The 26176-nt window shown below is 57.6% G+C and carries 26 protein-coding genes and 1 other RNA gene; 6 read left to right on the forward strand and 21 right to left on the reverse strand.

The annotated features are described in order from the left end of the window. Positions 1–6: 6 nt before the first annotated feature. The 13 genes from pal to ACQCLF_RS01090 form a co-directional block, all read right to left on the reverse strand. A complete protein-coding gene (gene pal, locus ACQCLF_RS01030) occupies positions 7–525 on the reverse strand; it encodes a peptidoglycan-associated lipoprotein Pal (RefSeq protein WP_426985217.1) in 519 nt (172 codons plus the stop codon). A 118-nt stretch (positions 526–643) separates the two neighbouring features. Then, positions 644–1945, reverse strand: a complete 1302-nt coding sequence (gene tolB, locus ACQCLF_RS01035) for a Tol-Pal system beta propeller repeat protein TolB (RefSeq protein ID WP_426984360.1) — start codon at positions 1943–1945, stop codon at positions 644–646. After that, positions 1942–2733: a cell envelope integrity protein TolA gene (gene tolA, locus ACQCLF_RS01040; protein WP_426984361.1), complete on the reverse strand. Its 792-nt coding sequence runs from the start codon at positions 2731–2733 to the stop codon at positions 1942–1944. Before tolA ends, tolB begins: the two co-directional genes overlap by 4 nt. A 10-nt stretch (positions 2734–2743) precedes the next feature. Next, positions 2744–3172: a protein TolR gene (gene tolR, locus ACQCLF_RS01045; protein WP_426984362.1), complete on the reverse strand. Its 429-nt coding sequence runs from the start codon at positions 3170–3172 to the stop codon at positions 2744–2746. A gap of 20 nt (positions 3173–3192) precedes the next feature. Then, the gene (gene tolQ / locus ACQCLF_RS01050) at positions 3193–3879 is read right to left on the reverse strand and encodes a protein TolQ (RefSeq protein WP_426984364.1); all 687 of its coding nucleotides are present in this window, start codon (positions 3877–3879) and stop codon (positions 3193–3195) included. Between the two features lie 7 nt (positions 3880–3886). Continuing rightward, a complete protein-coding gene (gene ybgC, locus ACQCLF_RS01055) occupies positions 3887–4342 on the reverse strand; it encodes a tol-pal system-associated acyl-CoA thioesterase (RefSeq protein ID WP_426984366.1) in 456 nt (151 codons plus the stop codon). Positions 4343–4347: 5 nt separating this feature from the next. Next, the gene (ruvB, locus tag ACQCLF_RS01060; protein ID WP_426984367.1) at positions 4348–5370 is read right to left on the reverse strand and encodes a Holliday junction branch migration DNA helicase RuvB; all 1023 of its coding nucleotides are present in this window, start codon (positions 5368–5370) and stop codon (positions 4348–4350) included. 116 nt (positions 5371–5486) lie between these two features. Then, the gene (gene ruvA / locus ACQCLF_RS01065; RefSeq protein ID WP_426984369.1) at positions 5487–6104 is read right to left on the reverse strand and encodes a Holliday junction branch migration protein RuvA; all 618 of its coding nucleotides are present in this window, start codon (positions 6102–6104) and stop codon (positions 5487–5489) included. Positions 6105–6333: 229 nt separating this feature from the next. After that, positions 6334–6852 carry a crossover junction endodeoxyribonuclease RuvC gene (ruvC, locus tag ACQCLF_RS01070; protein ID WP_426984371.1) on the reverse strand — a complete coding sequence of 173 codons (519 nt, stop codon included), beginning with the start codon at positions 6850–6852 and terminating at the stop codon, positions 6334–6336. 27 nt (positions 6853–6879) lie between these two features. Further along, positions 6880–7620 (reverse strand): YebC/PmpR family DNA-binding transcriptional regulator, encoded by a 741-nt coding sequence (locus ACQCLF_RS01075; protein WP_426984372.1) that lies wholly within the window; start codon positions 7618–7620, stop codon positions 6880–6882. 225 nt (positions 7621–7845) lie between these two features. Further along, complete coding sequence (gene aspS / locus ACQCLF_RS01080; protein ID WP_426984373.1) at positions 7846–9627, reverse strand: aspartate--tRNA ligase; 1782 nt, start codon at positions 9625–9627, stop codon at positions 7846–7848. 47 nt (positions 9628–9674) lie between these two features. Beyond that, on the reverse strand, positions 9675–9962 hold the full coding sequence (locus tag ACQCLF_RS01085; RefSeq protein ID WP_426984374.1) for an FmdB family zinc ribbon protein: 288 nt from the start codon (positions 9960–9962) through the stop codon (positions 9675–9677). A 142-nt stretch (positions 9963–10104) separates the two neighbouring features. Further along, the gene (locus ACQCLF_RS01090) at positions 10105–10425 is read right to left on the reverse strand and encodes a Rieske (2Fe-2S) protein (RefSeq protein ID WP_426984375.1); all 321 of its coding nucleotides are present in this window, start codon (positions 10423–10425) and stop codon (positions 10105–10107) included. 121 nt (positions 10426–10546) lie between these two features. On the opposite strand from ACQCLF_RS01090, the gene ACQCLF_RS01095 reads away from it, so the two are divergent. Together ACQCLF_RS01095 and ACQCLF_RS01100 are read left to right on the forward strand one after the other, a co-directional pair. After that, a complete protein-coding gene (locus tag ACQCLF_RS01095; protein ID WP_426984376.1) occupies positions 10547–11902 on the forward strand; it encodes a flavohemoglobin expression-modulating QEGLA motif protein in 1356 nt (451 codons plus the stop codon). Positions 11903–11913: 11 nt separating this feature from the next. Further along, positions 11914–12264 (forward strand): hypothetical protein, encoded by a 351-nt coding sequence (locus ACQCLF_RS01100; RefSeq protein WP_426984377.1) that lies wholly within the window; start codon positions 11914–11916, stop codon positions 12262–12264. Between the two features lie 12 nt (positions 12265–12276). Here the strand turns inward: ACQCLF_RS01100 and ung are convergent, their stop codons facing one another. The 3 genes from ung to ACQCLF_RS01115 form a co-directional block, all read right to left on the reverse strand. Beyond that, complete coding sequence (ung, locus tag ACQCLF_RS01105) at positions 12277–12972, reverse strand: uracil-DNA glycosylase (protein WP_426984378.1); 696 nt, start codon at positions 12970–12972, stop codon at positions 12277–12279. 165 nt (positions 12973–13137) lie between these two features. Further along, an RNA gene (ffs, locus tag ACQCLF_RS01110) (signal recognition particle sRNA small type) lies at positions 13138–13233 on the reverse strand. Between the two features lie 104 nt (positions 13234–13337). Continuing rightward, complete coding sequence (locus tag ACQCLF_RS01115) at positions 13338–14894, reverse strand: AbgT family transporter (RefSeq protein ID WP_426984379.1); 1557 nt, start codon at positions 14892–14894, stop codon at positions 13338–13340. A 123-nt stretch (positions 14895–15017) separates the two neighbouring features. On the opposite strand from ACQCLF_RS01115, the gene tpx reads away from it, so the two are divergent. Continuing rightward, the gene (gene tpx / locus ACQCLF_RS01120; protein WP_426984381.1) at positions 15018–15515 is read left to right on the forward strand and encodes a thiol peroxidase; all 498 of its coding nucleotides are present in this window, start codon (positions 15018–15020) and stop codon (positions 15513–15515) included. Positions 15516–15577: 62 nt separating this feature from the next. Here tpx and ACQCLF_RS01125 read toward each other — a convergent pair whose 3' ends face one another. Next, the gene (locus ACQCLF_RS01125) at positions 15578–16525 is read right to left on the reverse strand and encodes a LysR family transcriptional regulator (protein ID WP_426984382.1); all 948 of its coding nucleotides are present in this window, start codon (positions 16523–16525) and stop codon (positions 15578–15580) included. 157 nt (positions 16526–16682) lie between these two features. On the opposite strand from ACQCLF_RS01125, the gene metE reads away from it, so the two are divergent. After that, positions 16683–19058, forward strand: coding sequence for a 5-methyltetrahydropteroyltriglutamate--homocysteine S-methyltransferase (gene metE, locus ACQCLF_RS01130; protein ID WP_426984383.1), 2376 nt, complete (start codon positions 16683–16685; stop codon positions 19056–19058). A gap of 49 nt (positions 19059–19107) precedes the next feature. Here the strand turns inward: metE and ACQCLF_RS01135 are convergent, their stop codons facing one another. Both ACQCLF_RS01135 and ACQCLF_RS01140 read right to left on the reverse strand, forming a co-directional pair. Then, a complete protein-coding gene (locus ACQCLF_RS01135) occupies positions 19108–19503 on the reverse strand; it encodes a hypothetical protein (protein WP_426984384.1) in 396 nt (131 codons plus the stop codon). A 208-nt stretch (positions 19504–19711) separates the two neighbouring features. Further along, a complete protein-coding gene (locus ACQCLF_RS01140) occupies positions 19712–20701 on the reverse strand; it encodes a diguanylate cyclase (protein WP_426984385.1) in 990 nt (329 codons plus the stop codon). A 305-nt stretch (positions 20702–21006) separates the two neighbouring features. Here ACQCLF_RS01140 and ACQCLF_RS01145 point away from each other — a divergent pair, with 305 nt between their 5' ends. Both ACQCLF_RS01145 and ACQCLF_RS01150 read left to right on the forward strand, forming a co-directional pair. Continuing rightward, positions 21007–23106: a hypothetical protein gene (locus tag ACQCLF_RS01145; RefSeq protein WP_426984386.1), complete on the forward strand. Its 2100-nt coding sequence runs from the start codon at positions 21007–21009 to the stop codon at positions 23104–23106. 144 nt (positions 23107–23250) lie between these two features. Then, positions 23251–24093, forward strand: a complete 843-nt coding sequence (locus tag ACQCLF_RS01150) for a 6-carboxytetrahydropterin synthase (RefSeq protein ID WP_426984387.1) — start codon at positions 23251–23253, stop codon at positions 24091–24093. Positions 24094–24290: 197 nt separating this feature from the next. Here the strand turns inward: ACQCLF_RS01150 and lpxL are convergent, their stop codons facing one another. Both lpxL and ACQCLF_RS01160 read right to left on the reverse strand, forming a co-directional pair. Further along, entirely contained in the window at positions 24291–25211 is a 921-nt protein-coding gene (gene lpxL, locus ACQCLF_RS01155; RefSeq protein ID WP_426984388.1) for an LpxL/LpxP family Kdo(2)-lipid IV(A) lauroyl/palmitoleoyl acyltransferase, read from the reverse strand. 15 nt (positions 25212–25226) lie between these two features. Then, positions 25227–26141 carry an acyltransferase gene (locus ACQCLF_RS01160; protein ID WP_426984389.1) on the reverse strand — a complete coding sequence of 305 codons (915 nt, stop codon included), beginning with the start codon at positions 26139–26141 and terminating at the stop codon, positions 25227–25229. Positions 26142–26176: the final 35 nt, after the last annotated feature.

The raw sequence follows: 26176 nt of genomic DNA on the forward strand, positions 1-26176 counted from the left end.
CGAGACTCAGTATTTAATTTCCACGCGACGGTTGCGCTCCCAGGCACGGTCATTACTGCCCATGGCCACAGGACGCTCTTCACCGTAACTCACCACTTCCAGATCACTGCGTCGCACGCCCTGTAACACCAGGAAATCACGCACGGCGTTGGCACGACGCTCGCCAAGTGCCATGTTGTATTCGCGGGAACCGCGCTCATCCGCATGACCTTCCAGGCGAACATCGGTGGGGGACTCTTTCAGGCGCTCAGCATGGGCCAGCAACAGCGCGCGCGAATCCGGCTTCAATGTGGCCTGATCAAAGTCGAAGTAAATGATGGTATCCAGCTCTTCCATATCGTCATCGGAGCCTGAGCGGGAGGTCACGCTGTCGCGATCAGACATACCGGTGGACACACCGTTGCCTGACTGACCGTCGGCGCCCATGCTGCCATCTGTATCTTCAGTGGTATCCGTGCTGGAACAACCCGCCAGAAACGCCATTACAAAGGCCAGTGTCAAACCTTGCTTCTTTACGCTCGTCATCATGTGTGACTCCATCATTAGTTGTTGATCTTCTCAAAACAGCTCCACAAACGGAGCCGCCCAAAACAAACTTCTACGGCTTCCCGAGCAACGTCAGGTGGCCCTCCCCGATCGACCCCTAGTCGAAATAGGGAGACCAGGCTGGCTCTCGCACATCACCTTGCTCGGAGGGCAGTGTGTAACGTGTGCCCGCATCCAGCGATACCACCGCCAATACCCCTTTGTCATCCCGACGGGTAGCATACATGAGCATAGCACCGTTGGGGGCAATGCTCGGTGACTCATCCAGATAGGTCTCGGTCAGAATTCGAATAGTACCGGTTTCCAAATCCTGAGCGGCGATATGGAACACCCCATCGCGCTGGTTCACCATGACCATCGTCCGGCCATCGGGTGAAATTCGACCTCTGGCGTTGTAATCACCATCAAAGGTTAAGCGCTCGACACGTCCATTGGCAAGCGTTACCTGGTAAATTTGCGGTTTTCCGCCTCGATTTGACGTAAAAATAATGCCTTTTCCGTCCGCCGTCCAGCTCGGCTCGGTGTCGATGGCAAAATGCTGGGTGCGACGGGTGAAACGCCCCGAGGCAATATCCAGCGTATAGATCTCCGGGTTGCCATCCTTGGAAAGCACCAGTGCCAGTTGGTTCCCATCGGGAGACCAGGCCGGTGCGCCGTTGAGCCCTTGGAAATCGGTCAGCTGTTCACGCTCTCCGGTCGCCAGATTTTGTACAAAAATGGCCGGACGAGAGGTTTCAAACGAAACGTAAGCCACACGGCGACCATCAGGAGACCACACGGGTGACAGGATCGGGTCATCGGATTCCAGCAGCATTGAGGCTCGAGCACCATCGGCGTCCGCCCGCATCAGGCGAAAGGTTTCATTGAAGCCGCCATTGGGCAACTGGTCGCGCAACACTTCCACGTAAATGATTTCTGTAGAGAAGGCACCGCGAATGCCCGTGAGGGTTTCATACACTCGATCACTGACCGCGTGCGCGATGTCGCGCAGCTGACTCTCTCTACCTTCTACCACCTGCCGACTCAACACTTTGCGCTGATTCAGCACATCGAACAAATCGTAATGCACCTGATACAGTCCGGCCTCCTGCTCTACACGACCGACGATCAGGTATTCGGTGTCCAATACACGCCAATCCCGGAAATGCACTTCCTGCTCCCGGGACGGAAACGAAAGCATGTCATTGCGAGGTACCGGGGCGAACTGGCCACTGCGGCGTAGATCAGCCTCAATAATACGGCCAATATCTTCCGGAAGCGCAGCGCCGCCCGACATTTCCAGCGGTGCCACCGCAATTTTGGTGGGGTTGTCCACCCCGCGGGTAATCTCGATGGTCAATTGCGCATGGGCACCCAGGCTGAGCACCAACAGACAAACAAACGTCAGACAATGTCTCACAGTCTCAAATCCTCTGGTTTAAACACCAGCCGCAGCCGGCGAAATTGACGTTCAAAAACTTGCGAGGGCATATCCTGCACCTCCTCGAACCGATCAATGCGCTTGACCGCCTGCTCCGCAGACCGGTCAAATGCGCTGTTTCCACTACTTTCCACGACAGTGACGTTGACGACTTGCCCAGTGGGCACCAACTGGATCTCCAGCACACACTGCATGCCGGAACGCGCCGAGGGCGGTCGGCTCCAGTTGTTCTCAATACGCTGAGAGATGACGTCCACATAACTCTGCGCCACCTTTTCAGCCTGTTGCGCCTCGAAAAACTCCGCCTCCTCGGCCAACGCCTGATCCAGTTGTTGCTGGCGCTCCTGTTGGGCCTGTCGCTGACGTTCCGCTTCCTGCTCCCGACGACGCTGTTCGGCCGCTTCCTGCTCGCGGCGTTTGCGCTCTGCTTCCTGTCGCTGCCGCTCGCGCTCGGCTTGCTCGCGCTGTTCGCGTTCCCGCTGCGCCTGCTGGCGAGCCTGTTCCTGTTGCCGCTGCCGCTCGGCTTCCTGCCGTTCACGCTCGAGTTGACGCTGCCGCATATCGATAATTTTCTGCTGCGCGGCCTGCTGCTCAGCCTGGCGTTGGCTCTGGCTCGTCAACTCCACAATTTTCGCCTGTACCGCACGTGGCCTCTGGGCCTCCCGAGGCTTTGGCGTTGACTCCCACGTCGCAAACACCAGCGCGAACACCAGCACGTGCACCGTAAGGCTGACCAGCAGAGGCAGTGTATAGGCTTTCAGAAACATAAATCCGTGATCACTGTGGCGGTTCGGTCACAAGGCCGACGGAAGGGGCACCAGCATTTTGCAACTCGGTCATTAATTGCACCACCACGCCGTAACCCACTTCCTGGTCTCCCCACACCAGCACCGGTGTTTCCGGCTTCTGGCGCAATACCTTGCCCACGGACTCCTTAATCTCCGCCAAGGGGCGCTGCTCTTCCTGCTCTCCGCCCAGATTAATGTAGTAGGAGCCGTCTTTCTTGATGGATACAATCAGCGGCTCGGTATCATCGTCGTCGATGGGTTCAGAGGGGGCTTGCGGCAACTCCACCTTAACGCCTTGCATAAGCAGCGGCGCGGTCACCATGAATACGATCAACAGCACCAGCATGACATCAATGTAGGGAACCACATTGATTTCGGCCATGGGTTTCTTTTTGACTTTGCGCCCAAACGGGGACATATTCCGGTCACCTCATTGAATCAGGATGAGACCTGTTTGCTGTGCACCTGCCGGTGCAGAATTGAAGAGAATTCCTCGGCAAAGGTCTGGTAATAGCTGAGCATGGATTCAGCCCGGGCGGAGAAGCGGTTGTAGGCGAGCACGGCGGGAATGGCGGCGAACAGCCCCATGGCCGTGGCCACCAGTGCCTCGGCAATACCCGGCGCCACTGTGGCCAGCGTCGCCTGCTGTACATTGGCCAGGCCCCGGAATGAATTCATAATGCCCCACACCGTCCCAAACAGCCCGATGTAGGGGCTGACCGACGCTACACTCGCCAGGAACGGCAGGTGCATTTCCAGCTTTTCCTCTTCCCGGGACAACGCCACGCGCATGGCCCGTTGGCTGCCCTCCATTACCGCTTCGGAGCTGGCACCGCTTTGCTGGCGAAGGCGGGTAAACTCTTTGAACCCGGCGCGAAAAATGTTTTCCGCCCCTTCGGCCGTCTTGCCGTTACCCTGCCGGTACAGGTGATTTAAATCGATGCCCGACCAAAACTGCCGTTCGAAGCTATGAAACATGGTGCGGGCCTTGCGCAGATACAGGCCGCGCTGAACAATCATCACCCACGAAATGATCGAGGCGAGGAACAAGAGCAACATCACGAATTGAACCAGCAGGCTGGCTTCGGCAATCAGGCTCCAAATAGACAGGTTGTTTTGCGGCATAGCGTGTTCAGCTCCCGAGTGTGGATGCGATTTTTTGTTGCATATCCGTTGGTAGAGCGCGCGGGCGCATACTGTCGCCGCACACACAGGCAATGCGGATTAGACCGTCACACAGCCGTTCGTTCCCTCGCCATACGGTCTGGTGAAACAGCACGTTGGTGCGCGCCAGTTTTTCAATCCGCGCCGTGACCAGAAGCGAGTCATCCAGGCGGGCAGCTCGATGGTATTGCACCTCCGCTCGGTGCACCACCAACAACAGCCCGTCATCCAGAATCGCCGGCTTATCATACCCTAACTGGCGCAGGAGTTCGGTACGGCAGCGCTCCATGAATTTCAGGTAATTGACGTAGTAAACGATCCCTCCGGCGTCGGTATCCTCAATGTAGACCCGGACTGGCAGAGAAAATTCGCCGCCATCCTCTTCGCCCTGCGAAGGCAACGACGTTTTTGAGACAGGTGTCATAAAACTCAATTCTCTTCCCGCAGCCGTTTCGGTAAATCCACGCCGAAATGCAGATAGGCATTGGCGGTGAGAATACGGCCCCGTGGCGTGCGGGCCATAAAGCCCTGTTGAATAAGGTAGGGCTCGATCACATCTTCAATCGTACCGCGTTCTTCGCTGATGGCCGCCGACAGGCTTTCTATACCGACCGGACCGCCATCAAAGTTATCCATCAGCGCCAGCAGCAGGCGGCGGTCCATATGATCAAAACCGCGCTCATCCACTTTCAGCATATTCAACGCCTGATCCGCCATGTCGGAGGTGACGACGCCATCGCCGCGCATTTCCGCGAAATCTCTCACCCGGCGCAACAGCCGGTTGGCCACACGCGGCGTGCCGCGCGCGCGCTTGGCGACTTCAACCGCCCCCGCCTCATCCATTTGCACGCCGATCAATTCCGCGGCTCTGCCCACAATGCGCGTCAAATCGGCCACAGAATAAAACTCCAGACGCTGCACAATGCCAAAGCGATCTCGCAGCGGTGAGGTCAACAGGCCCGCACGAGTGGTGGCGCCGACCAGCGTAAAGGGCGGCAAATCGAGCTTAATCGAGCGCGCCGCTGGCCCTTCGCCGATCATGATATCGAGCTGAAAGTCCTCCATCGCCGGGTAGAGTATCTCTTCAACGACGGGGCTCAGCCGATGAATTTCGTCAATAAAGAGTACATCGCCGGGTTCGAGGTTGGTCATCAATGCCGCCAGGTCCCCGGCCTTCTCCAAGACCGGGCCAGAGGTGCTTTTGAGGGAGACCCCCATTTCGGTGGCAATAATGTTGGCCAGGGTGGTTTTCCCGAGGCCGGGCGGGCCAAATACCAGGGTATGATCCAGAGACTCACCCCGTTTGCGAGCGGCACCAATAAAGATTTCCATCTGTTCCCGGACGGCGGGCTGACCGATGTATTCCACCAGCGCCTTGGGACGCACGGCGCGATCAATCACGTCCTCGCGCTCACGGGGCGCCGGGTCGATCAGGCGATCTGTTTCTATCATGGGGTATCACTCAGTCGTCGCAAACCGAGGCACAGTCTACCAGACCTGGGGCCAGCTACCAGACTCGGGGCTGGCCCGATCAGGCCCTGAGGCGGGCGTTGAGTCGGTTGAGGGTTTTATAGGTGGCTCAGAGACTTCAGTGCCAGGCGAATCAGCTCCTGGCTGCCGGCTTCCGGCGATTGGCGAGCCGCCGCCGCGATCATTCGGGCCGCTTCAGTGGGCTTATACCCCAGCGCGATCAGTGCGCTTTCGGCTTCGTCCTGGTGGCCGTTACCCGCTGTTTCCAGCTCGGGCAGTAGATCGCCGGCCAAGTCCTCTCGAGGGGCGCTCCACGCCTTGAGGCGATCACGCAGTTCAATGACCAGGCGCTCGGCGGTTTTCTTGCCCACGCCCGGCACCTTGGTCAGCGCCGTCACCTTGTCTTCACGCACGCAACGCACCACGTCGTCCGACTCCATACCGGAGAGAATGGCAATGGCCATTTTTGGCCCGACGCCACTGACTTTGATCAGGGTACGAAACAGCTGTCGATCACGCTCTTCGGCAAAGGCGAACAATTGCTGACTGGTTTCACTCACAGAAAGGTGGGTGTGCAACGTGACGTCCGCACCCAGCTCGGGCAGGCGATAGAACGTGGTCATGGGCGCCTGCACTTCGTAACCGACGCCATTAACATCAATCAGCAAATGCGGGGGCTGTTTTTCCAGTAATGTGCCGCGTAAACGTCCAATCATGGGAGTTGTCTCAATAAATATTTCATTTCGTGTGGTCCGGCTCGCTGCCGGGTACAGTCGTCGGGGACCCGCCGTAAACCCGTCCCTGGGGGCTTCACGTCGACATCCATGTCTCCGAGAGTCCCCGACGACTGTACCCGGCAGCGATCCTCAGTGCCAACATTCAACGGAGCGGGTATCGTTATGTAAATATCTACAGCGCTCGGAGGTCTGGTGGGGGGCAAGAACACTAAATGACCCGGCCTCGTCGGAAACTGCGCTTACCGGAGAGAGCGATCAGGTGATCCTGTGTGTTAGCGTGGCACAACGCCACTGCCAGGGCGTCAGCAGCATCTTCCTGAGGCGTGCCGGGCAAACGCAGCAGGGCCTTTACCATGTGCTGCACCTGAATCTTATCCGCCGCACCGGTACCGACCACCGATTGCTTGACCTTGCGCGCCTCATACTCGTACACCGCGAGATCCTGCACTACAGCCGCCGTTATTGCGGCGCCACGGGCCTGCCCCAGTTTCAATGCTGAGCTGGCATTCCTGGCCATGAAAATCTGCTCGACGGCCACCACATCCGGCTGGTATTGCTGGGCAATCTGGGTAATGCCATCGAAGATAATCTTCAATCTCTCGGGCAATTCCCCTTCAGGCACCCGAATCACCCCGCTGGTCACGTAGGCCACTTCCCCACCGAGGCGCTCAATAACGCCAAAGCCGGTTTTGCGCGAGCCCGGGTCGATACCCAATATGCGGGTCATGGTTACCTCGTCGAGCCTTTGGCCCGGTTAACCCAACTGCTCCATTACCTCATCAGGAATGTCGCCGTTGGTGTACACGTTCTGCACGTCATCAAGATCTTCCAGCATATCGATCAGTGCCAGCAGTTTTTCCGCGCCATCTTTGTCCACCTCAATGGAGGTAGAGGGCAACATAATGATTTCGCTGCTGGAGGGCTCGAAGCCCGCTTTCACCAAGGCTTCTTTGACCGTAAAATACGCTTCGAACGGCGTGCGAACATCCAGCGTACCGTCACTGTTGGCCACGATATCTTCCGCTCCCGCCTCCAAAGCCGCTTCCATGATCTCTTCTTCCGAGACGCCTTCGAAACTGATTTGCCCCATGCGGGTAAACAAGTAGGCTACCGACCCATCGGTGCCCAAGTTGCCACCGCGTTTGGTGAACGCGTGGCGCACTTCCGAGACGGTGCGGTTTTTGTTGTCGGTCATGCACTCTACAAGCACGGCAATACCGTTGTTGCCGTACCCTTCGTAGGTAATTTCTTCGTAGTTATCCGCCCCATCGGTGCCAGCGCCGCGGGCAATGGCTTTTTCGATGGTGTCTTTTTTCATGTTGGCGCCAAGCGCCTTGTCCATTGCGGCTCGCAGTCGGGGGTTGTCTTCCGGGTTAGCACCGCCTTTGGCCGCGACGGTGAGTTCGCGAATGATTTTGGTGAATACCTTGCCGCGTTTGGCGTCCTGGGCGGCTTTGCGATGTTTGATGTTTGCCCATTTGCTGTGGCCAGCCATGAATCTTCTCCACCTTCTGTTCTATCAATCAAACTTTTTTGCGCTCGAGATTCGTTATTGCGTTGCGAAGTGCCAAGGTGAGCCCGGGGTTGGGGAGAAGACTTCCGGGACCGTGGAGCGGGGGACCCGCGATGCGAGCCTACAGGGATGTATGTACGGCGTGTCCCGGAAGTCTTCTCCCCAACCCCGGGCGCCGCATCACTGCAGAACGTTCAATACTCCGAGCTATTCGCTGACCGGTTTTTCTTTCTTGCGCAACCGGATATGCAAATCACGAAGCTGCTGCTCGTCCACGCCCCCGGGCGCATCCGTCATCACACAGGCCGCACTTTGCGTTTTCGGGAACGCAATCACATCCCGGATCGAGCTGGCACCAATCATCAACATAATCAGACGATCCAACCCGAACGCCAGACCACCGTGCGGCGGCGCACCGTACTTCAGCGCGTCCAGCAAAAAGCCAAACTTCTCCCGTTGCTCCTCTTCTCCAATACCCAGCGCCCGGAAAACCGACTGCTGCATACCCTGATCGTGAATACGGATCGACCCACCACCCAGTTCCGTACCATTGAGCACCATATCGTAGGCGCGGGACAGGGCTTCGCCTGGATTCTTCTCCAGTTCCTCCGGCGCACAGGACGGAGCGGTAAACGGGTGGTGGAGACTGTTCCAGGAACCGTCGTCTTCCTCTTCAAACATGGGGAAGTCAACCACCCACAACGGCGCCCACTCACGGGTGTAAAGCCCAAGATCTTCACCCAGCTTGCAGCGCAACGCTCCCAGCGCTTCGCTCACTACCGTCGCCTTGTCCGCACCGAAGAAGATAAGGTCGCCGTTCTCGGCACCCACACGCTCCAGAATGCTTTTGCGCACTTCGTTGGGCAGGAACTTAACGATGGGCGATTGCAGACCTTCCTCCAGGTCATTGATGTCATTGACCTTGATGTAGGCCAGACCCTTGGCACCGTAAATACCCACGAACTTGGTGTAGTCGTCGATTTGCTTGCGGGTCAACTTATCATTACCGCCCGGCACTTTCAGTGCTGTCACACGGCCTTTGGGATCTTTGGCGGGACCGGAGAACACCTTGAACTCAACACTTCCCATCAGATCCTTCACATCGACCAGTTCCAGCGGGATCCGCAAGTCCGGTTTGTCTGAACCGTACTTCGCCATGGCGTCGGCGTAGGTCATGCGCGGGAACTCGCCCAGATCCACCTCTTTCAGCTCGTTGAACAGCTTGCGCACCATGCCCTCCGTCACGGCCATGATGCCTTCTTCGTCCATAAAAGACGTTTCGATATCGATCTGGGTGAATTCCGGCTGGCGATCCGCGCGCAGGTCTTCATCCCGGAAACACTTGGCAATCTGGTAGTAACGGTCAAAACCCGACACCATCAGCAGCTGCTTGAACAGCTGGGGGGACTGGGGGAGTGCAAAGAACTTGTTTTCATGGGTGCGCGAGGGCACCAGATAATCGCGTGCGCCCTCTGGCGTCGCCCGGGTAAGAATCGGTGTTTCGATATCCAGGAAACCTTCATCGTCCAGATAGTTGCGCACGACGCTGGTGACCTTGGAGCGAAAACGCAGATTCTTTTGCATTTCCGCACGGCGCAAATCCAGGTAGCGGAACTTCAGCCGCACGTCTTCACCCACTGAGGAGTGCGCATCCAACGGGAAAGGGGTTGTTTCCGCTTCATTAAGGATGGTCAATGCCGTGCCGTAAACCTCGACTTCACCGGTTGCCATGTTGGGATTGACCGTAGCGGCATCACGCGCCCTAACCTTCCCGGTCAGCTGCAACACATACTCGCCACGCACCCGGTCGGCCAAGTGAAAGTGCTCGCCAGCGTCTGGATCAAACACCACCTGAACGATGCCATCGCGGTCACGAAGGTCGATGAAAATGACACCGCCATGGTCACGGCGGCGATCAACCCAGCCACAGAGGGTCACTTCGCGATCGATGTCTTTGGCTGTCAGAGTGCCACAGTAATCACTGCGCATAATGCTTTCCCGTCGTTTTACGTCGTAATGTATGTATCCCGAGGCCGTCAGGCCGGCGCGTTTCCGGAGCCCGAGGCGCCCTTGCCCCCCTTACTCGCCTCAGAACCGCTGCTGCCCGCGCTCTTGCGCTCGCCCGCGAGGTTTTTCTGGTTGGACTTCTTGAAGTCCGTTTCGTACCAGCCACCGCCCTTGAGCCGGAACCCGGCGGCCGAAATTTTCTTCTTCAAACTGGCCTGCCCGCAGGCCGGACAATCCACCAACGGCTCGTCACTGAGCTTCTGCAATGCTTCCATATCATGACCGCAGGATTGACATTGATATTCGTAGATGGGCACTGTCGTGATCCTCAATCAAACGCTCCGGAGGAGCTACCAAACCCACCGGCGCACTCAATCGCACACGGGTAATGTCCCACAGGGGGCAAAAAACGCGCGATTATACCCCACTGAACGCCCAGCGAGAACCGGGGCGCCACGTTTACACGGCGCCCCCGAGATCGACCCCCAGCGTATTGCCCTCATAGGCGATCGGGATCCGCTCCAGAGGAGCACACCCCCCGGGCGCATTCAGCGCCTGGCCGGAGCGCAAATCAAACTCGATACCGTGTGTTGGGCAGCGGATGATCCCACCGAAGACGGTCGATCTATGCAGAGGCGCCGCCATATGCGGGCAACGATTGCGAAGCAAGAAGGTACCTCCCTCCTCCTGAATCAGCAGCAGCTCCATCCCTGCCACACGAAATACCCGGCGATAGCCATCGTGCAACTGATGCAAGGTTTCCAGCACTTGATAAGCCATGCTTTTCCCCCGAATTCCAACGGTTTAGGCTACACTAGATCCTGTGAGCATACTACGGCCTGAAGACCCGCATGCCTAGCTTCTACACCGCCCAATAACCGTTACGTCGCCCGAGTTTTGCATGTCGTTGCAGCCTTACCTGAATACGCTCAAAGCCCTGTCCAATCGCCTCGTGGCGCTACAGCGACCTATCCGCATCCTGGACGCGATCAAATGGGGGCCGGAGATTGAGCACGCCTTCAAAGCAAAGGGTGGCCAGGCGTTACCCAGGGTCGACGCCGACTATTACCAGCGCCAACCCTTGAGTTTTGACCCGGCACGGCTCGACCAGGCGCTGCTGGAACTGGATAAAGATATTCGCCGCCAACTGGGGCATGGCGATGCCATGGGACGCATCCTGCGTGCAACTGTGGCGCAGTACCAGCTCGTGGTACAGCTTCTTCGTCATCGCGGGCGGCCCGAGTTTGGTGACTACAGCCGACAACTGTATGGTTCTGCCAGCGACCGTATCCGGGGCGACCGGAAGACGTTGCGCAACCTGGGAGAGCGCCTGTGTGATATTTTCTCTTTGCCCGCCGTAGCGCACCTGAATCGCCCTTACAGCAACGATATTGACGCCGAGAGCGCCGTTTTGATGCTCAGACAGCGAATGGAGCGTTATTTTGGGCCTAACCGAGTGCGCGTGACCATTAGTGACGACATCGTTTCCGACGCCGCTGCCGGTGGAGATGGCATCAAAGTGAACCGTCGGGCGTTTTTTTCCGAATTAGATATTCAGGTGCTGGAAGTTCACGAAGGCTGGGTTCATATCGGCACCACCCTGAACGGGCGGGAGCAGCCCTGGGCAACCTGGTTGAGCGTGGGATCACCGCGCATTACCGCCATTCAGGAAGGGATGGCGGTATTGATGGAAACACTGACATTCAGCTCGTTTCCCCAGCGCGCCCGGCGGGTCAGTGACCGCGTGGTGGCCGTGGATCTCGCGGAGCAGGGAGCGGATTTTTGCGAGGTCTACCGCTATTTTATTGACAAAGGAATCTCTGAGCACGACAGCTATCGCGTCACCCAGCGGGTGTTTCGCGGCGGGCAGGTCGCTGGGGATCAGGGCTCAGTGTTTACCAAGGATATTTCCTACGTGCGCGGGTTTGTTGAGAACGTTAACTTTATCCGCAGCGCGATTCAATCCGGGGTGCCGGAGATTATTCCGATGCTGTTCGTGGGCAAGGTGACGCTGGACGATTTACCACTGCTGTACGAACGCTATCTGGAGGGTGTAATCTCCGCGCCACGGTACATTCCGCCCATGTTTCGCGACATGAACGGCCTGTACGTATGGTTTGGCTTCTCGAGCAGCTTATCGCTGATGAATATTGCCCGCGTGCAGCGGCATTTCAACCAGCTGTTCAGTCAGCTCCCGCAAACGGAGCCGCTCTACGCCAGTGCCCAGCCCGACCGACGCGATACCGAATTGGATTAAGATTGTTGAACATGACACACTTTAAAATTGTGATGACTGGAAGCAGCATTCTGGTGGACCACTACGGCAGCACCGAGCCGATCGTAGGGTTTGTGGCCTGCCGGTTACTGAAAGCCGAATCCGAAGAGCTGGCCATTGCCACCGCCAAGCGCGACATTCTGGTCCAGTGGAACCAGAGCTTTAACGCGGATCGCAAGGCGGGTCTGCCCAAGCTTTCCATTGAAAAAATTTCGACGATCCGCCCCTGGCTGACCCGCAAACCTAAGCACGACTTTTACTTTTACGTGTCGGATGAACAGCGCTTCGAACACCTCCAAAAACTGACTCGCACCAAACACCGGTGGTTCGGGCGGACCGCCTGAGCGCACTGTTTTTCAACGCGGGGGAAGGCACCAATCAATCGCTGACTCCCCTCGACCCTTAAGATACTGATTGGCTTCTGAAAAATGGCCACAGCCGATAAATCCCCGATGCGCCGACAAAGGAGATGGGTGTGGCGCACGTAACACCAAATGCTTCTGGCGATCCACAAACTGGGCTTTCTTTTGTGCATAGCTGCCCCAAAGCAAAAACACCACCCCTTCCCTCTCCCGGTTCAGCACTTCAATCGCTTTATCCGTAAACGTCTCCCAGCCCTGACGCTGATGCGATCCGGCGCGGCTTTGTTCCACGGTCAGCGTCGCATTGAGCAACAGCACCCCTTGTTCAGCCCAACTCTGCAGGCAACCATGACCCGGGGGCTGGCAACCGAGATCGCGCTGCAATTCCTTGAAGATGTTCTGCAACGAAGGGGGGACAGGCACACCCGGCTGCACGGAAAAACACAACCCGTGCGCCTGATTAGGGCCATGATAGGGATCCTGACCGAGAATGACGACTTTGACCTGATCCAGCGGGGTTGAGTTGAAGGCGTTGAACATGTTCTCGGAGGCCGGAAAAATCACCTTGCCCTGCTGTTTTTGCCGACGCAAAAAGTCTCTCAAACTCTGCATGTAGGGTTGCTGGAACTCGGGCTCCAGGTGTTCCAGCCAACTGGTGTCCAGATCAATTTTCCGCTGTACTTGCGTCATCGCTGCTCTCCACGAGGTTCGGCGACACGGTTTAGCCAGCGTGTTGTATTCGGCCAGCCGCCTTAATCAGCGCGCCAATGTACCATTGTTCACTGCGAGGGTTAAGGGGCGGACAAACGATAACAGGAAAGGGAAAGGAAATGTCTCAGGTATTTAAGGAGGCGACCTTACCAGCCACACCCCGGCACACGACTGACTGCTACCGTTGCTCCCTTCCGGGCCTGGCGGGGTTCACAGCTGATCGTTGCGAGGGGACCGGCAAGGCCACCATAGCAGCTCGACACGACCGCGGTGCGCGAGCACCTCTCCGCGTCGAGAGGGGCGCATTATCCGCAGTTTACGCCTGCATTGCAACCGCCAAACCCTCAGAGAAGCAGTATCGGTGCATCCGGACCCAGCGGCCAACCCAACCAGAACCACACCAGCAGCAATCCGCTCCAACCGAGCAGAAAGGCAATGCTGTACGGCAGCATCATGGCCATGAGCGTACCGATTCCCAGGTCCGACTTATAGCGCTGGGCGAAGGCCACTACCACGCCAAAGTACGGCATCAATGGTGAAATAATGTTGGTGGTGCTGTCACCAATACGAAAGGCCATTTGCGTGGCTTCGGGGCTCAGTCCCAGCAAATACAGCATGGGCACAAACACGGGAGCCAGCAGACCCCACTTCGCCGACGCACTTCCGATAAACAGATTGATAAAAGCGGCCAACGCCACGAAAATCACCAACAGAAAACCACCGGGCAAAGCCAGTTCACCCAGCCAGTTGGCGCCCGCCACCGCCAATGCTGTTCCCAAATGACTCCAGGCGAAGAAGTTCACAAACTGAGCCGCAAAAAACATGAGCACGAGGTAACCCGCCATGGTGCTCATCGTGGTTTCCATCGCGGTGATCACCGCCGCACCATCGCGGAACTGCCCACTGAGACGACCAAACAGCCACCCGGCCACAGCGGCATACAGCGCAATCAGCACGACAACGCCCTGGATAGCCACCATCCCGCCCAGCCCCTCGCGGGCCGGATCGCGCAATGGCGCCCCCTCAGGTAACGTGGTCCCCAGTACAACCACCAAAAACACCAGCGTCCAGGCCCCCACCGCCCAAAGCGCGTGACGCTCCTGCTGAGTCAGCACTGGCGGCACCCGTGCCTCGGACTCTCCATTCTCATGCTGTGCATTTTCGGGCTCTTTGCTTTCCGCCCGCAAGTGCGGCAACACCCAGCGCTCTGTCACCACCGCACCGAGCACACTCAACAACAACGTGGACGCCACAATAAAGTAGTAATTTCCTGCCACCGGCACTCGGTAATCCGGATTGACAATCGCCACCGCTTCAGTGCTCATTCCCGACAATATGACATCCACAGGCCCCAGGAAAAGGTTAGCGCTGTACCCGGCCGAGACGCCCGCGAACGCGGCGGCAATACCCGCCAGTGGCGGCCGTCCCGCCACGGCAAACATCAGCGCGGCCAGTGGAATCAACACCACATAACCCGCATCCATGGCAAGGTTGGACAGAATACCGGCCAATACCACCACCCAGGTAAGCAGCCAGCGAGGCGTGCGTCTCACCAACCCCTGTAAGAGCACCTTCAGCAGGCCGGAGTGCTCCGCCACCCCAAGCCCGAGCATCGCCACCAGCACCGTTCCTACCGGGGCAAAGGTGACGAAATTATCCACCGTATGGGTCAGAATCCAGCGTATTCCTTCAGCGCTGAGCAGGCTGCGTACGCTGACTGGCTCGGCCTGACCAGGCAGTACGACAGACACACCAAACGCGGCCACCAGCGCGGAAAGTCCCATCAAAAACAGGCACAACCACAGAAACAACAGCGCAGGCACCGGCAAACGATTACCCGAGCGCGCTACCCACCCCAAAAAACCTTTACCGGACTCCATCGCCCGGTGCTCCGTTTTCATTGCCGACATTCCCCCGAGGAAAACTTGCATTCGTATCGCACCAGCGTTGTAATGCAACTTTGGCGCTCTGTCCAGCAGAGCGTTTCTTGCCCCACCTCACATACCATCCGGAAGGAGCACAGCATGGCAACCGTTACACTCAAAGGCAGCCCATTCAAAACCAGTGGTGATTTACCGGCAAAAGGCAACTCAGCCCCTGATGCCACTCTGGTAAAAACCGACCTGTCCGAGATTCGCATCAGTGAATTTAAAGGCAAGCGCGTAGTGCTGAATATTTTTCCGAGCGTAGATACGCCGACCTGCGCTCAGTCGGTGAGGGCTTTTAACGAGCAGGCCAGCCAACTGGACAACACCGTGGTGCTTTGTGTCTCTCAGGACCTGCCCTTTGCCATGGCGAGATTTTGCGGAGCCGAAGGCCTCGATCAGGTTATTCCCGCCTCGGCGTTTCGCTCGTCTTTTGCAGAAGACTATGGGGTGAAAATGACAGAAGGACCACTCACCGGTCTTGATGCGAGAGCCGTTGTGGTCCTGGATGAGGAAGGAAAAGTGCGTTACACACAGCTGGTGAGCGAAGTAGCCGACGAACCGGATTATGAAGCCGCTATCAAAGCGTTAGGCTAGCAAACCCCGGCGTGAACTGAGGGCTCGCACAAAGAGCCCCGGTCTACGCCCCCCTCAAAAGATCACTCCTTCACAACATCCTGCGACCCCTGGCCAGAGACGCGCCGGACCCCGGACAAGTGCTTCAGACAATGCTCTCGCGCCAGTTTCAGAAAGTCCTGCATATAGGGCGCATCCACCTGGCTCTCCCGGATGGCCGCATACAGGATCGGCCAGATGCCTTGAGCCCCAGCGGGCCGCACGGTAATCAACGATTGAGAGGCGTACTCCGCCAGCACCCAGTTTGGCAGCGCCGCCACACCGCGCTCATTGGCGACCAATTGCACCATCATCAACGTCAGCTCCGCTGTGCGCACCGCGCCCGGCTCCACTCCCGCCGGCTCCAAAAACTGCTTGAACACATCAAGCCGACCGCGCTCAACAGGATAAGTGATCAACGTCTGGTCCCGCAGATCCTCCGGGCTCAACCACTCACGCTTCGCCAAAGGGTGGGTACGTGCCAGCGCGAATTGCATTTCATAGGAAAACAGCGGCACATATTCAACACCGCGAATCAGCTGTGGGTCCGCCGTCACTACCAGATCGATATCCCCCTGCACCAGCGCGGGAAGCGGTTCAAAGGTAAACCCACCCGCAAAATCCAGCTCCACGGCGGGCCAGTGATCCCGATAACTTTCAATCGTTGGCATCAACCAGTTGAAACAGCTGTGGCACTCGATGGCCATATTCAAGCGCCCGGCTTCACCGTGCAATAGCTTATTGAGATCACGCTCGGCGTGCTCCAGCTTCTCGAGCACGTCATCGGCGAGTGCCAACACGCGCTTGCCGGCGGGGGTAAAACGCACCGGGCGACTTTTGCGTACAAACAGCTCGCCCCCCAAGCGCCCTTCAAGGTCTTTAAGCTGATGTGACAAAGCGGATTGCGTCAGGTGTACGCGCTCAGCGGCCTCGACCAGGGAGCCGGTTTCTCTTAACGCAACCAGTGTTTTCAGATGACGTATTTCCAGCATACTCAAAAATCCTACCGCGCTTGTGCTTAGCAAGCACTCACATAAAAATTAATAAAATTCATAATAAATCTGAAAAAACCCCGTTTGATTCATCATAGCACTTTTCCCACAATACCCGCTAAGCACTTTCTCTTCTTCCCCACAGTCGAGTATTACTATGAGTCACGTTCACACTCACTCCTTTGGTTTTCCGAGAATCGGCGCGGACCGCGAACTGAAACGGGCACAGGAAGCCTACTGGCGTGGCGAAGCCTCCCTGGAATCGCTCGAAGAAACCGGCCGTATTTTGCGTGAACACCACTGGCGCCTACAGGCCGACGCTGGCCTTGATCTGGTGCCCACTGGTGATTTTGCCTGGTACGATCAGGTGCTGACGCTGTCGGCAACCTTCGGAAATGTCCCGAGCCGTCACCGCAACGGCGCTCCTGCCTCCAGCGAGGGCGATCCGGTGGTCGCTCCCAGGGCGCCCTGCCGCGATGTGGATATCGACACTCTATTCCGCATGGCACGGGGACGCGCCCCAGTTGGCGAGCCCAGCGCCGCCTGCGAAATGACCAAATGGTTCGATACCAACTATCACTATCTGGTGCCCGAGCTTCATCCCGCGCAGACGTTTGCTCTCAGCTATACGCAAATCATCGACGAAACCCGTGAGGCCATCGCCCTGGGCCACGCCGTAAAACCCGTTATTCTGGGGCCCTTGAGCTACCTGTGGCTGGGGAAGGAAAAGTCGGGGTCATTTGATCGACTCAGCCTGCTGGATAACCTGCTCCCCGCCTACAACGAATTGCTCGCCGCGCTGGCTGAGGCGGGTGCCGAATGGGTGCAAATTGATGAGCCGATACTTGTGCTGGACTTGCCAGATGCCTGGCGTCAAGCGTTTGAACACGCCTATCACACACTTCAGACTCACACGCCAAAGCTACTGCTCGCCACCTATTTCGGCGCCCTGAAGGACAACCTGGCGACGGCGGTGCAACTTCCCGTTGCAGGCTTGCATATCGATGCCGTTCGCTCTGCGGAACCGTTACGCAACGTGGTCGATCGCCTGCCCACCCACAAAATTCTTTCCGTAGGAATCGTCAATGGCCGCAATATCTGGCGTACCGACTTGCGCCGGGTACGCGATGAACTGTCCGAAATTCACGAACGTCTGGGGCAGCGCCTGTGGCTGTCGACTTCCTGCTCGCTGTTACACGTGCCGGTCGATCTCAACAGAGAGGATCAACTGGACCCTGAACTGAAAAGCTGGCTGGCCTTTGCGCTGCAAAAAGCCCGGGAGGTGTCTGTGCTGTCCCGCTTGTTGTCCGAAGCGCCGGACGACGCCGCAAAAGCCGCTTTGGCCGAGAGCGACAAGGCGGCCGAGTCCCGCCGCACCTCCGGGCGCATCCACCGCAAAGCGGTGCAAGAACGCCTCTGCGCGATCACCGCCCGGGACACTCATCGACACAGCGCATTTGCGCAGAGAATCAAAAAACAGCAAGCGCTGCTGCAACTGCCGCTTTACCCCACCACCACCATTGGGTCTTTCCCACAGACCACGGCTATTCGCCAAGCCCGGCGTGACTGGAAGCGTGGGGATCTCTCGCCCGTGGAATACCAGAGCCGGATGCGCGAAGAGATTGCCGACACCATTGCCCGCCAGGAACAGATCGGCCTGGACGTACTGGTTCATGGCGAGGCCGAGCGCAATGACATGGTCGAATATTTCGGCGAACAACTGGATGGTTACGCCTTTACCCGCTTTGGATGGGTGCAAAGCTACGGTTCGCGTTGCGTAAAACCGCCGATCATTTTCGGCGATGTGTCCCGACCGCGAGCGATGACCGTCCAGTGGGCCCGCTACGCGCAGTCCCTGAGCCGAAAGCCGGTAAAAGGCATGTTGACCGGCCCCATTACCATGCTCTTTTGGTCCTTCGTGCGAGATGATCAACCCCGTGCCACCACGGCGCGTCAGATTGCGCTGGCTCTGCGCGATGAGGTGACCGATCTCGAGGCTGCCGATATCAAAATCATTCAGATCGATGAGCCGGCATTGCGCGAAGGGTTGCCTCTGCATCGTAGTGAGTGGCAGGCGTATCTGGACTGGGCGGTGGACGCCTTTCGATTAAGCGCTTGCGGCGTGAACGACGAAACCCAGATCCACACCCATATGTGTTATTCCGAGTTCAACGACATTATTGATGCAATCGCGGCACTGGACGCCGATGTCATCACCATTGAGACCTCTCGTTCACAGGGGGAATTACTGGACGCTTTCGAGCAATTCCAGTACCCCAATGACATCGGCCCGGGCGTGTATGACATTCACTCACCCAATGTACCGGAAGTAGAATCCATGGTGTCATTAATGGAAGGGGCCGAACGTCGCTTACCGAAAGAGCGCTTGTGGGTTAACCCCGACTGCGGTTTGAAAACCCGGGGCTGGCCGGAAACCGAAGCCGCACTGACCCATATGGTGGCCGCCGCTCGACAACTGCGCCGCCAACACAGCACGGGACACACCACCAATCAAAATATTGACGGCGAGTGAAACCACGCTGTAGTGCGCCTCTGCCGAGTGTGCACGGGCACGCTTGGCGTTAGCCCGCTTCTGCGCGCATAACCTCCGTCGGCGAGCAGTCGGCCAATAGCGTCTCCAGGGAAGCGCGCAATCCAGAGGTGGCAACGGGTTCGGCGCTCAGTGCCACCGGCGACGTACCGACCCACTCGGCCGCCCGCCAGCGCCAGAATTCGGGCGCCGTCGGCTCTCCTCGTAGTTCAATGATATGCAGGCGTGAGGGTTTTAACGGCAGGCAATCCATCAGCTGTTTCAGGAAAGACTCAGCGTTTTTACCAAAGAAGCTGGAGGCCTGTTGGCGGGGAGCGCTCACGAACAACGTATCGCGATGCTCGCCGGGGAGAAATCTGACGCCCAAGTCTACCGGCTGCCCCAGCCGGTTGGTCATGGAGAACGTTTCTACTGCTGGATGAAACATAAAACAGCGTTCCTTCGGAATCATTGAAGGGCGGCAGTGTACGCATCGCTACCGGAACTACAAGTGAAAATTGTGTGAATTTTGTACGAAACCGATTGCAAACCACCGCCGCGATTAAAATCGATCACTAATACGCGGTAAATGGGTAAACGGATCGTCGGGAGAGCGTTTTGCAAAATCGAATGGGGATTGCTTTATCGCGCGGAGTTCATGGATGAGTGCCTTCCAGCACATCTTCTACACCCTGGTCACTGGAGCGAACCACACAGTTGTGACCGTGCGTTTTGGCAAAATAGAGGGCCGCATCAGCATAGGCAATTAATGTCTGTAAATCGGCCTTGGGGTCACTGGCCACGCCAGCGCTGAGCGTCAACATCTGAAGCGGGCTGTCCGCATGCTCGATACCCAGCTGCTGCACGGCCTCGCGCACCCGGTTGGCTCCCTGCCATGCTCCCTCCAGGTCAGTATCCGTCATCAGCAACAGCAGCTCCTCGCCCCCGTACCGGTACAAAGAGTCGCCTTGGCGCATGTGTCGTTTAATCGCGCCACTGACTTGTTGCAGCGCGCGGTCTCCCGCCTGGTGGCCGTATAGATCGTTGTACTTTTTAAACCAGTCGAGATCGAGCAACGCCAACGCAAACTGTCGCCCGGGCTGAGCGAACAGCCTTTTCAAGTCGCGTTCCATGGCCCGGCGGTTACCGATCGTCAGTAGCGAGTCCTGAAGCGACTCTGCCTTCAGCGCACGGTTGGCCGTCACCAGTTCGGACTGACGCTCCAGAATATGGATATAGGCCTGGGCGATATCGGTTTGGGTAATCATGCCGACCAACTGATGACGCTCGTCAACCACCGGCATCTGACGTTGCCCAGATTCCTGCGCCAACTTGAGGGCATCCAGCAACGACGCCGACGCGGGCACGCACATCGGGTCGGCCATCATCACATCCCGTGCACAGCCGACATCCAGTTCGCCAGAGATCAGCACCTCATGCAGAACATTCAGCAGGTCCTGTTCGCGAATAAGACCGAGAACGCCACGTTCACAGGACCCGAGATCTTTTTCTGTCTCTGGCGGCGCGGCGCGAACCACAGCGCAAGAGTGCCGGTTCTGTCGCATCAGCACCAGCACTTCGGTCAAACGTTGGTCAGGGCGAACCTGAGTCCCCACCGACGTCATTAGCTCTCGAACGGTTATCATCACGGACTCCGCTTCCGCATCCAGCCAACCACGGACCTAAATTATGCCTGGCTTGAAGCCGGGCACGACGACAAAGATCGGACATACTAGCACAATTGTCGTCGAATTCATCTGCATCTTGACAACTTTCCGTCACCCCCCGCTACCCAGACCCAGCCAGGCCCACCGTTTAGGATTTCCCAGTGCAGGAGGGAATTTTCTGGCGTAGCAGGGGGTCCAAACGCCTCGGCGCCCTCTTTGATTTGACACGAGACTCGCAGGCGTCGAGAATCGCGGGCTTCTCCCCATTTCAGGTACAGACAGGCATGCGCAACACTCGAGACAAAGGTATGTTTTCCTCGGGCCGTTACTGGTTGCCCTTCATGCTGGTGCTCACCCTGAGCGCCTGTGGCAGCGATAACGACAACTCCAGCGGTTCTTCCAGTTCCAGCCCTAGCTCTTCCAGCTCCAGCTACAGTGGCGGCATCGACAACGCCGACAACACCGGCGGGATCACCGACGCGCAGTGGCCCGACATCAATGTCGTCTCCACCGAGCCCAAACAGCTGCACTTTTCCTGGACTGCCGTTGAAGGCGCGGACCACTACCGACTACTGAAAGACCCCGATGGCAACAGTGGCTACTCCGTCGTGGAAGGACAGGGCAACCTGACCACCGCAGCAGCCACGGACACGATTGCCGTGCATCAACACCAGTGGCAGGACGCCATGTACATTGTGGAAGCCTGTCTGGACGCGGACTGCAACGAGTCTCAGGACTCCAATGCGCAGCTGTCCACAACCGCAATGCTCGATGCCATTGGTTACATTAAAGCCTCCAACACGGGAGAGGCCGACTGGTTCGGCTGGAGTCTGGCCCTGTCGGAAGATGGCCGAACGTTAGCCGTGGGCGCCATTCGTGAAGCGAGTCAGGCGCGGGGCGTCGACGGCGACCAAAGCGACGACGCCGTCTTTGGGGCAGGCGCCGTCTATGTATTCCATCTAAACGACGGCTTGTGGTTACAGGAGGCCTACTTGAAGGCCTCCAACACCGAAGCACCCTCCGAGAATGAGGACGGCCGTGATACAACGGTTTACAACGACCGGTTCGGCGCCCAGCTCTCCCTCTCCGCCAACGGTGACGTACTGGCTGTCGGTGTTCCGTTAGAGGACAGCAGCGGCAGCGGTGTAAACCCGGACAGCGACGACAATGACGCCGTTAACACCGGGGCGGTTTATGTCTTTAAGCGCGATGAGTCCGGCTGGACCCAAAATGCGTTCCTGAAAGCCTCCAATGCCGATGCAGCGCCCGAAGAGGGCGAGGAGGAAGAAGAGGACACCACAGAGGATGGCAGCGGTGACGAGGACGCGAACGAACCACCGCCGAATGCCAGTGATCGCTTTGGTCACCGTGTGGCGATCTCCGGAGACGGTCTTACCCTGGCTGTGAGCGCCATCTACGAGGCCAGTAGCGCCACCGGCATCAACGGCGACGAGAGCCTGAATGATCTCGGCAACGTCGGCGCGGTGTATGTCTTTACCGACAGCGGTGACACATGGGCTCAACAGGCGTATATCAAGCCCTCGAACAGCGTTCAAAATCACCTCTTTGGTGAATCGCTCGCACTGTCCTCCGAGGGCAACCGCTTGGCGGTAGGGGCTCCCGGGGACTCAAGCATCGCCACTGGTGTGGACGGCGATGAGGACAACACCAACCGCCCCGGCACGGGCGCCGTGTTTGTCTTTGACCGGACAGATAACGAATGGTCCCAGTCCGCCTATCTCAAGCCGGATCGCACCTACAACGACATTCCCAACAGCCTCTACTTTAACAATGGTTACCGGCAGAACTTTGGGGCCGCGCTGAGTCTTTCCTCGGACGGCAATACACTGGCCGTATCAATGCCGGGCGACTTAAGCACCCAAACCGGCGTCAGCGATGGCTCCGATGCGCATGATTTTGGCAATCTGGACACACTCGCCCTCTACAGCGGCGCTGTCTATGTGTTCGAGCGTGACAGCAGCGGTTGGGAACAAGGCGCGTTCTTGAAAGCGTCCAACAGCATGACCAACTTGCGCTTTGGTCATCTGGTCCGTTTGTCTGCCAGCGGCGATCAGCTGGCGATCAGTAGCTTGCGCGATGCCAGTGCCGAAACCGGCATAAACGGGGTTTCTGATGATGCCTCCAAAGAACGCAGTGGCGCGGTGTATTATTTTGAGCGCGGTAACGATGGCTGGTCAGAAACGGCCTACATTAAATCCGCCAATACGGACACCTATGACAGCTTTGGCAACGGCCTCAGCCTCTCCGGCGACGGCAAGATGCTCGCGGTAGGCGCCCCTCGCGAGGACAGTGCCGCCACCGGTATTAATGGTGACCGCGGTGACGACAGCGCAACGGATTCAGGCGCGGTCTACCTCTACTAAAAGCCCTCCAGCCCGGACGTTTTGTGCGTCCGGGCACTGCCTGTTTGTGAACCATCTCCCCCTCCCCTGAACCGCCCGCCCTGCACAGCCACATCTTCAACTGTTATCATGGCGTCTTCCCCATCCAACCCCGAGTGATGTTCTATGCTGCTGTTTGTCGACAATCTGGCCACCGTTGATTTCAGTTTTCTGGAAGCTCGACGCGGACTGCTGGGCGAAACCTGGCTGGCGGACGTAAAACTGAAGGGCGAGTTGGATGATCAGGGCATGGTGTGTGACTTCAGTACCGTAAAAAAAGCACTGAAAACCTGGCTGGATAACGAACTCGACCACCGTCTGCTGGTGCCCCGGCAATCCCCCAATCTGACGCTAGAGGAAAAGGGGGATTACCTAACACTCAATTGGCGTTTTGGAGACCGTGGCGAAACGCTCTCGCTGCGTTGCCCACACCAGGCTGTGGCACTGATCGATACTGTTGAACTGACACGGGAGAGTGTGGCGCAGTGGTGCTGCCGGGAGCTTGAGGCCGCCGCGCTGTTCCCGACCGGCACACAGTTGGAGCTCACGTTTACCACCGAGCTTATCGAAAGCGCGTTTTATCATTACAGCCACGGGCTGAAGAAACACGACGGCAACTGCCAGCGTATTGCTCATGGCCATCGCTCGAAAATCGCCATTTGGGCGGATGATATTCCCTCCCCCGCTCTGGAAGGCGACTGGGCTAGCCGACTGCGGGACATTTATCTCGGGACGCGTGAGGATCTGGTCGCAGAAGAGGACGATACGTACCGCTTTGCCTACACCGCGCCACAGGGAGAGTTCGAGATCACCTTACCGCAGCGTTGCTGCTACCTGATGGAGACGGACACAACGGTGGAGTTGATTGCGGCGCATATCGCGGCGGTGACGAAGTCTGAGTATCCGACGAGTGTTATTCGGGTGCAGGCGTTTGAGGGGATGAATAAAGGGGCGATTGCGGAGGCTTAACAAAGCGCGTCTATCTGCGATAAATGCCGGTACAGAGAGCCCGGCTCAGGGGCGGATGGGGGCTTACGCAAACGCATGTATCCATCCCTGGAGCTCCCACGTTTCTCCCTGAAACGAGGGTTGCGTAAGCCCCCATCCGCCCCTGAGCCTCTGTGCCACCTCCCCGGCCTCTGTCTGAAACCGCTTCATCTCTTGTGTTAGGAATACAGAGGAGATTCGCCTTCCGGGCGGCTTTTGAAGCGGGGCTGGGCCCAGAAGTATTGCGCTGGGTGCTTGCGAATTTCCTTTTCCATAAACTGGTTGACCCGCAGGGTGTCTTCGTAGTCATCCCCGGTCGGAAAATGTTCGAAGGGGGGATGGATAACCAGTTCGTAGCCCTTCCCGTCCGGCAAACGGTATTGCGAGAAGGGAATGACTTTGGCGCGGCCCATGGAGATGATTTTACCGGTGGCGCTCACGGTGGCTGCGGGTACACCGAAGAAGGGAACGAAGAGGCTGTTTTTATCGCCCAGGTCGCGGTCGGGTGCGTACCAGATAAAGTGGCCCTTGCGCAGCCGGGTGATCATGGTGCGCACGCCTTCCCGGGGGATGGCGATGGCGTCCTGTGTGTGACGCTGACGGCGTTGTCGCTGGATGTAATCATAGACGGCATTGCCATGGGGACGATACATACCGTCGAAATCCGCTTCTTGCCCCAGTAGCGCGGTGCCAATTTCCAGTGTCGTGAAATGTAAACTGAGCAACAGGGCGCCCTGCCCGTCTTGCTGTGCCTGTTCCAAGTGTTCCAGCCCGCTTACCGTGTAGAGTTTCTTGAAACGCCATTTAGGCCAGAACCAGGCAATGCCGGTCTCGAACACGGTCATCGCGGTGGAGGCAATGTTGTCGTTCAGCAATTGCTCACGCTCTGCGTCGCTCTTTTCCGGAAAACACAGTTCAAGGTTGCGGCGCGCGTACTTCAAACGCTTTTTGTTGCGACGCAACAAGGGAGCCAGCACGTTGGCACACTTCCATTGCAGGCGGTAGGGTAACTGCGCCAGCAGGTACCACATACCAAAACCCAGCCAGGTCGGCCAGTGGCGGGGTTTCAACAAGTGACGCGGAAAGCGATTATCGGCCATAGACAGTGTTCGATCTCATCCAAGGTCAGCCCCAGTATGTTTGGGCGTGTTATTCATTGTGTCGAGCTGCTGGTCTTTCTCTTTCCACAGCTGGTTAACCCATTGCTGAAAACGGGCACGAAATTCCTTATCGCCAGGGTAGTCGCCAATCATCGTATCGGGGATGGGCAGCACTCGCCAATGCACATTAACACGTTGCACACGACCGCAGGCGTAATCCCAGAAGGACGGCGGCCCATCGGGGTAGTGAAGTGTGACATCCAACAATTTGTGAAGCTGACCATCCATCGCCGCCAACGTAAAGGCAAAGCCCCCTGCCTTGGGCTTGAGCAAATGCTGAAACGTGCCGCCATTGCGCTGACGCATCTGACGGGCATGCTTCTCCGGAGTGAAACGCGTACCTTCCAGGAAATTAATAATCGTCACCGGACTGTGACGATAGACCTCACAAGCGCGGCGGGTGCGCGCCAGATCATCATCCTCACCGGGACGGCGGGACATTTTGCTGCGCCGACGCATAACGGGAAAGTCCAATGCCCACATCGCCTGGCCGAAAAACGGGACCCAGAGTAATTCCTGCTTGAAAAAGAATTTCACGTAAGGAATGCGGCGATTGAACAACCGCAGCAGGATCATAATGTCCACCCAGCTCTGGTGATTGGCGATGAGCATGTACCACTCATTACGGCTCAGCGCATTCACATCGCCGCTGACGTGAATCTCCGTGCCGGTCAGCCAACGCTGGTGCCAGCTATTGACTTCAATCCAGGCGCTGGCGATGCCATCAAGCAGCCGGTTACAAGGCCGACGCCAGGCAGGAACGACCCACTTGATCAAGGCCAATGGCATGATCAGGATGAAGACAAGGGCCACCGTCAGCCCGTACAGAAAAAAACCGAGCGCACCGGCAATCAATTGAATTAGACGCATAAATCGTTATGGCACTGTAGTTTCAGGGCGTACTT

Origin of the sequence: Marinimicrobium sp. ARAG 43.8 (assembly GCF_050113635.1) — a bacterium.
In the GTDB taxonomy this organism is placed as follows: domain Bacteria; phylum Pseudomonadota; class Gammaproteobacteria; order Pseudomonadales; family Cellvibrionaceae; genus Marinimicrobium.